1 protein-coding gene is annotated in these 7,974 nt (G+C 71.6%); it reads left to right on the top strand.

All coding sequences use genetic code 11. From position 1 onward, the window contains the following. A partial coding sequence (locus ACYP33_RS14730) for an SDR family NAD(P)-dependent oxidoreductase (protein ID WP_459622654.1) occupies positions 1–7,974 on the top strand: 7,974 nt, incomplete at both ends.

Here is a 7,974-nt window from a genome sequence, read left to right as displayed (position 1 = left end):
CCGGCCGCGCCTGTCGGTGCTGCGTGCGGTGACTGGAGCGGCAGGGGCGCTGGAGGCGCGCTACTGGCGCGACGGCGCACGCCTCGACCCGGCCGTGGCCCCGGCCGCGCCGTGGCGCGCCGGTGGCGTTTACCTGGTGACGGGCGGCACCGGCGGCCTCGGCCGCCATCTGGCCGAAGCGATCGTGCACGGCGCGCAGGGCGCGACGGTCGTGCTGGCCTCGCGTTCGGGGCAGGCCGGGCGTCATGCCGAGGCATTGGCTCGACTCGATGCGCAGGCGCGCGACCGAGGCGGCCGCGTGATCTGCGAGGCTGCCGATGTCGGCGATGCGCACGCGGCCCTGCAACTGGTGGACGGCGTTCGGCGGCGCTTCGGCCGCCTCGACGGCGTGGTGCATGCGGCGGGCCGTCTCGACGATGGCGCGTTGCTGCAGAAAGTGCCGGCCCGCGTGGCCGGCGTGCTGGCGCCCAAGGTGGCCGGCGTCCTCAATCTCGATCGCGCGCTCGGTGCCGCGCCGCTCGACTTTTTCGTGCTGTTCGCCTCGATCGCGGGTGCGCTCGGCAATCCCGGTCAGGCCGACTACGCCGCCGCCAACGCGTTCCTCGACGATTTCGCCGCCGTGCGCGAGGCCCGGCGGCATGCCGGCCGGTGTCACGGCCGCACGGTCGCGATCGACTGGCCGCTCTGGCAGGACGGCGGCATGCAGCTCGACGCCGCGACGCTGACGCTGATGAAGAAGACCGCCGGGCTGGTGCCGCTCTCGACCCGCACCGGCTTGGCCGCGCTGGCGGCGATCGTGGCCGGCGATGCGCCGCAGGTGCTGGTGCTGACCGGCGATCCGGCGCGCTTGCGCGAGCGGATTCTGGCCGCGCCGGCGTTGCCGCGTTTTGCGTCGGCGTCCGTATCCGTATCCGGATCAGCGTCTGTTCCTGCATCCGCATCCGCGCCTGTATCTACGTCTGCATCCGGCACAGCCGCGCAGGCGCACGGCACGTCGGCCGCCGCAATCGACACCGGCGAGTTGCGCCAAAGCGTGCTGGCCGCGCTGATGCGCGCGGTGGCGCAGCAACTGAAGGTGCCGCTCGAGGATCTGTCCACCGACACGGAACTGAGCGAATACGGTTTCGATTCGATCAGCTTCACGCAATTCGCCAACGCCCTGAACGAGCGTTTCGATCTCGACGCCACGCCGACACTGTTTTTCGAATATCCGACGCTCGACGAACTCGCCAGCTATTGCGTGAGCGAGCACGGCGCGGCGATGGCGGAGCGGCTGGGGGTGGCCCCGACCGTGCCGGTGGCGTCGCCGGTTGAACCGGATGCCGCGCCCGCGCCCGTGGCGGTGGCGATAGCAGCGGCGGAATCCGCCGCGCCGCTTGCCGCACCCGCCTCCGTGCGTGAGCACGCCGCAGCGCCCGCGCCGCGCGGTCGCGACCACGCGCCCGCCCAGGACGATGCGGTGGCCGTGATCGGCATGAGCGGCATCCTGCCCGGCGCACCGGACCTCGATGCGTTCTGGGACAACCTGCTCAATGGCCGCGACAGCATCGGCGAGATTCCCGCCGAGCGCTGGGACTGGCGCGACTATTGGGGCGACGCCGCCACCGAGCCGGGCCGCACCCGGGTGAAGTGGGGCGGCTTCATCGAAGGCGCGGGCGATTTCGACCCGGCCTTCTTCGGCATCTCGATCCCGGAAGCCCGCATGATGGACCCGCAGCAGCGCATCCTGCTGCTGCAGGCCTGGCGAGCCATCGAGGACGCGGGCTATGCGCCGGGCAGCGTGGCCGGCAGCCGGCTCGGCGTGTTCGTCGGCACGGCCGACACCGGCTATGGCCGCCTGGTCGCGCAGTCGGGCACGACGCTCGAAGGCTATTCGATGACCGGGCTGGCGCCGTCGCTCGGGCCGAACCGGATCAGTTTCTTTCTCGACGTGCACGGCCCGAGCCTGGCCGTGGAGACGGCCTGCTCCAGCTCGCTGGTGGCGATCCATCGCGCGCTCGAATCGATGCGGCGCGGCGATTGCGATACGGCGCTGGCCGGCGGCATCAACCTGCTGCTGCATGCCGATTCCTTCGTCGGGTTCAGCCGCGCCGGCATGCTCGCGCCGGACGGGCGCAGCAAGACCTTCTCGGCGCAGGCCAACGGCTATGCCCGAGGCGAAGGGGCCGGCCTGATCTTCCTGAAGAGGCTCGCCGACGCCGAGCGCGACGGCGATCGCATCCTCGCGGTGATCCGCGCCAGCGCCGAGAACCACGGCGGTCACGCCAGCTCGCTCACGGCGCCCAACCCGAAGGCGCAGGCGGCGCTGTTGCGGACTGTTTACGGCCGCGCCGGTTTCGATCCGCGCACCGTCGGCTATATCGAGGCGCATGGCACGGGCACCGCGCTCGGCGATCCGATCGAGGTCGAGGCGCTGACCGCCGCGTTCGCCGCGCTGTCGCGCGAGGCGCAGGCCGAATACGGCGAACTGCCGGCGATGCCTTGCGGCCTCGGCTCGGTGAAATCGAACATCGGTCACCTCGAACTCGCGGCCGGCATCGCCGGCGTGCTGAAGGTGCTGTTGCAGTTCCGGCACGGCACGCTGGTCAAGAGCCTGCATTGCGACGAGTTGAACCCGTATCTGAAGCTCGGCGGCAGCCGCTTCGAGGTGGTGCGCGACACGCGCGCCTGGGCGCGTCCGCTCGATGCGCAGGGCCGCGAGTTGCCGCGCCGCGCGGGCGTGAGCAGCTTCGGCTTCGGCGGCAGCAATGCCCACGTGGTGCTCGAGGAGTACGTCGCGCCGCCGGCGGTGCAGCAAGCTGCGCCGCGCACCGGCCGACCCGCGCTGATCGTGCTGTCGGCGGCCAGCGCCGAGACGCTCGTCAAGGTGGCCGCGCAACTGCGCGACTGGCTGGCGCAGCGCGATCGGCCCGCGCATCCGGCCCACGGCGCGTCGCTGGACGACATCGCCTACACGCTGCAGGTCGGGCGTTCGCCGATGGAGCACCGGCTCGCGTTCGCGGCGGCGTCGCTCGATGAGCTGGCGCGGCGGCTCGACGCCTTCTGCGCCGGCCGCGACGAGGATGGCCTGCATGTGGCGCGCGTCAAGCCGCATCGCGACACGCTCGCGATCCTCGATGCGGACGACGAGGTGCGTCGTTCGCTGGCATCGCTGGCCGTGCGCGGCAAGCATGACAGCCTGCTGAAGATGTGGGCGCGCGGCTTGCCGGTGGCCTGGCGCGAACTGCACGAAGGGCCTGCACCGCGTCGTATCGCCTTGCCGGGTTATCCGTTCAATCTGGCGCGGTATTGGGTGACGGCCGCACCGTCCGGTGCGGGGGCGCACGAGCTTGCCTCGGTGGCGGCCGACGTGCCGCGCACGACGCCAGGACAGCTTTCGCTGGACGAGGAGGTCAGCGCCGCGCCGCGCCACCGCTACACGATGCGGCTTGATGGTCGGGCGTTTTTCCTGCGCGATCACCAGGTGCAGGGCCGAGGCGTGTTGCCGGGCATGGCGCATCTCGAGTTCGTGCGCGAAGCCCATGCGCGCGTGACCGGCTGCGCGCCCGGCGCCGAACTCACGCAGCACACCTGGCTGCGGCCGGCGGTGCAGGCGTCGTCATCGATGCTGTTGACGCTGACGCTGGAGCGAGCCGCCGATGGTTCGTATGCCTACGAGATTGCCGATGGCGCGGACGCAGGCGCAAGCGCGCAGATTTTCAGCACCGGCCGCATTGCGGCGCTGCGTGACGAAGTGGCGCGTGCGCCGGTACACGATCTGTCGAAGCTGCGCGCGCTGACGCCCGAGACGCTCGATGTCGAGGCCTGCTACCGGCGGTTTGCGGAGCTGGGCCTGGCCTACGGCCCGGCGCATCGCACGCTGCGGGCGCTGCATGCGGGCGACGGCCTAGTGCTGGCGCGACTCGAATGGCCGGCGGAGCTCGAGGCCGACGCGCGGCAGGATGGCTGGCCCGGCGGCTTCGTGCTGCATCCGGCGCTGGCCGACGGGGCGTTGCAGGCGATGCTCGGCCTCGATCGGCACGGTGCGGCGGTGCTGGCGCTGCCGTACGCGCTGAAGACGCTGACGATCCATGCGCCGTGCGAACCGCGCATGTGGGCCGTGGTGCGGCGCGATGCCGACACGCAAGCGCACGATATCGATCTGTGCGACGAGCAGGGGCGCGTGCTGGCACGCATGCAGGGGCTCGCTACGCGCGCGCCGCGCGGCACCGAGCCGCCTGCGGACCGCTCGCACGATAGCCGTTCGTCGGAACGGCCTGCCGGCGCCGATCCGGCGCTTCGGTCGACTGGCCCGCGCACGCTCGACGCCCTGGTGGGCATCGCGGCGCGTGTGCTCGAAGTCGACGCCACGACGCTGGAAACCGATGTCGAGCTGGGCGAGTACGGGTTCGATTCGATCTCGATGACGAGCTTCGCGTCGGCGGTCAACCAAGCGCTCGATCTCGCGCTGACGCCGGCCGATTTCTTCGAATTCGCGACGCTGGAGAAGCTCGCGCGTCATATCGGCGAACGGGCCGTGGCTGTGTCGGCAGCGAGTGCCGTGCAGGCATCGAGCACCGTGGCGGCATTGAGCGCAGCACCGGCATCGAGCACCGCACCGGCATCGAGCGCAGCGCCGGCATTGAGCACCGCGTCGGCATCAAGCGCCGCACCGGCATCAAGCGCCGCGCCGGCATCAGGCATCGCGCCAGCATCAAGCACCGCGCCGGCATTGAGCGCCGCGCCAGCATCGAACACCGCGCCATCAATGGCAGCTTCGGCCGCGCGCGCAAGCACGGCCAGCGTGAGCGCGCCGCCCGAACCTTGGCCCGCCTCGGACGCCGCCGCCGCTATCGCCGCGCCGGCCGCCGACGCGCGTTCGCGCGCCGACACGCCTGCCGCGCCCGAGCCGATCGCGATCGTCGGCCTCAGTTGCCGCTTCCCGCAAGCGGCCGACGCCGACGCATTCTGGCAAAACCTGCTCGACGGCCGCGACTGCATCGACGAGATTCCGGCCGACCGCTGGAACTGGCGCGAGCTGGACGGCGATCCGAAGCGCGAGCCGAACCGCACCAACATCCGCTGGGGCGGTTTCATCAACGGCCTGTTCGAATTCGATCCGCTGTTCTTCGGCATCTCGCCGCTGGAGGCGCAAGGGCTCGATCCGCAGCAGCGCTTGCTGCTGCAACACGTCTGGCAGGCGCTGGAGGATTCGGGACACGCGCCGCGCGAGTTCGCCGGCCGTTCGGTCGGCTTGTTCGTCGCGACCTCGGCCAGCGGGTATCGCGAAGCCGCCGGCGAGCAGGGCGCCAACAGCTACACCGCCACCGGCTCGGTGCCCTCGGTCGGACCCAACCGCGTCAGCTATCTGCTCGACTGGCACGGCCCGAGCGAGCCGGTCGAAACCGCCTGCTCCAGTTCGCTGGTGGCGATTCATCGCGCGTTGCAGGCGATGCGCGCGGGCGATTGCGAAATGGCGGTGGTGGGCGGCGTCAACACCATCGTCACGCCCGATGCGCACGTGAACTTCGCCAAGGCCGGCATGCTGTCGCCGGATGGCCGCTGCAAGACCTTCTCCGCCGACGCGAACGGCTATGTGCGCGGCGAGGGCGTGGCGGTGCTGGTGCTGCGCCGCCTGGCCGACGCCGAACGCGACGGCGACGCGATCTACGGCGTGATTCGCGGCAGCGCGATCAATCACGGCGGTCGCGCCAACTCGCTGACCGCGCCCAATACGGCGGCGCAGACCGAATTGCTGCGGCGTGCCTACCACGCGGCCGGCGTCGATCCCGCCACGGTCGGCTATATCGAAACGCACGGCACCGGCACGGCGCTCGGCGATCCGGTCGAGATCAATGCGCTGAAGGCGGCCTTCCGCGACATGCCGCCGACGGCCGAGCCCCACTGCGGGCTCGGCGCGGTGAAGTCGAACATCGGGCATCTGGAACTGGCGGCCGGGATGGCCGGCATCGTCAAGGTGCTGCTGCAGATGCGGCATCGGACGCTGGTGGCCAGCCTGCACAGCACGCCGCAGAACCCGTATGTCGAACTCGACGGCAGCCCGTTCTACATCGTGCGGGAAAACCGGCGCTGGCCGGCGCCGCTCGACCGGTCGGGGCAGGCGCTGCCGCGCCGCGCCGGCGTCAGCAGCTTCGGCTTTGGCGGCGTGAACGCGCATGTGATCGTCGAGGAACCTGCCGCGCGCGCACCGCGCGCCGCCGCCGATCTGCCCGCCGGGCCGCTGCTGGTGGTGCTGTCGGCGCGCGATCCGCAGCGCTTGCGCGAGCAGGCCTCGCGTCTGGTGGAGGCGATCGCGCAGGGCCGTGTGCAGCCCGCCGAACTGGGCGATCTCGCCTATACGCTGGCCGTGGGCCGCGAGCCGATGCGCTGCCGGCTCGCGCTCGAAGTGGAATCGCTCGATGCCTTGCGCCTGCACTTGCTTGATTTTCTCGACGGGCGCGGCGAGCACGTCGAAACCGGCGAACTGGCGCCGGGGCGGTCGGCCGGACGCGCAACTGATTCGGCACTGGCCGATTCCACGGCTTCCGCCGCGCAACGCTGGGTCCGAGGGCTCGCCGATGCGGCGGACTTGCTGCCGCGCGGCCCGTGGCGGCGGATGCATCTGCCGACCTACGCGTTCGCTCGCGATGTCTATCGTCACGCATTGTCTGCGGCGTCGAGCGCCGCGATGCCCTCGGCTCGCCCGTTCGATCCGGCGCGCATCGCGCTGGACCCGGCGGGGTTCTATCTGCGCGATCACCGCGTGAACGGCCAGCGTGTGCTGCCGGGCGCGATGACGCTCGAACTGGCGCGGGCCGCCTACGCCTCGCGCCAGCCGCAGGCGGCGGTGGCATGCTCGCTGCATGGCGTGGTGTGGTCGCGGGCGCTGGTGGCCGGCGAGCAGCCGGTGCTGGCGCGGGTCGCGTTCGACGGCCCGGGGCCGGCCGATCGCGCCGGGCAGCGCGACCGGTTCCGCCTGTTCAGCCGTACCGGCGCGGGCGACGAGGTGGCGCATGCGCAGGGCGAAGTCGGCCCGTATCTCGATGCCGCGCCGGCGCCGCTCGCGCTTGATGCGTTGCGCACGCGTTGCCGTGACGCGCTCGACGTGGCGACGCTGTATCGCGAGTTCGCGGCGCTGGGCCTCGAATACGGCCCGGCATTCCGGGCCATCGACGGGATCTGGCGTGGCCAGGGTGAAGTGCTGGCGCGGCTGGTGCTGCCCGCCGAGGCCGAAGCGGGTGGCTACGTGCTGCATCCGAGCCTGCTCGACGCCGCGTTGCAGGCGTGTATCGGCCTGCCCGCGCCGGCCGGACGCGGCGCCGCGATGCTGCCGTTCGCGCTCGAACGACTCGATGTGATCGCGTCGACCCGTTCGCGGATGTGGGTGCATGTGCGCGAACTGCCCGGCTCGGGGGCGGTGCGCAAGATGGATATCGATCTGGCCGACGAGGCGGGCGTCGTCTGCGTGCGTCTGCATGCCTTCTCGGTGCGCTCGATCGAGCGGCCGCCGTCTGGGCAAGCTGCGGGCCATCAAGGCGAATCGCGAGCCGCCGCCCCGGTGGCGGCCGGCGCCGACGCAACGGATGCGGCGGCGCTGCGCGCGGTGGCGAGCGCCTATCTGGCGCGGTGTGTGGTGGAGGAAACCGGCATCGCCGCGCACCTGGTGCATGCCGACGAGCCGCTCGAAGCCTACGGTATCGATTCGTTGATGATCACGCGGCTGACCGATCGCCTCGAAGCGGATTTCGGCACGCTGTCCAAGACGCTGTTCTTCGAATACCGGACGCTGGGCGAACTGGCCGGCCATTTCGCGACCCGCCATGCCGGGCGCGTGGCGGCCATGTTGTCGCCGGGCCTGACGATGCCGGGCGGGGCGGGCGGTGCATCGTCGAGCCGGTCGCCGTCGGAGTCGGCCTCGGCCGTGCTGCCGCCGGGCCTGCCGATGGCGAGCACGGCGGGCGGGGTGACGTCGAGCCAGCCGCCGTCGGCACCGGC

The sequence above is a fragment of the Burkholderia sp. 3C genome, assembly GCF_054589155.1.
This window is presented reverse-complemented; position numbering and strand designations above follow the sequence as displayed.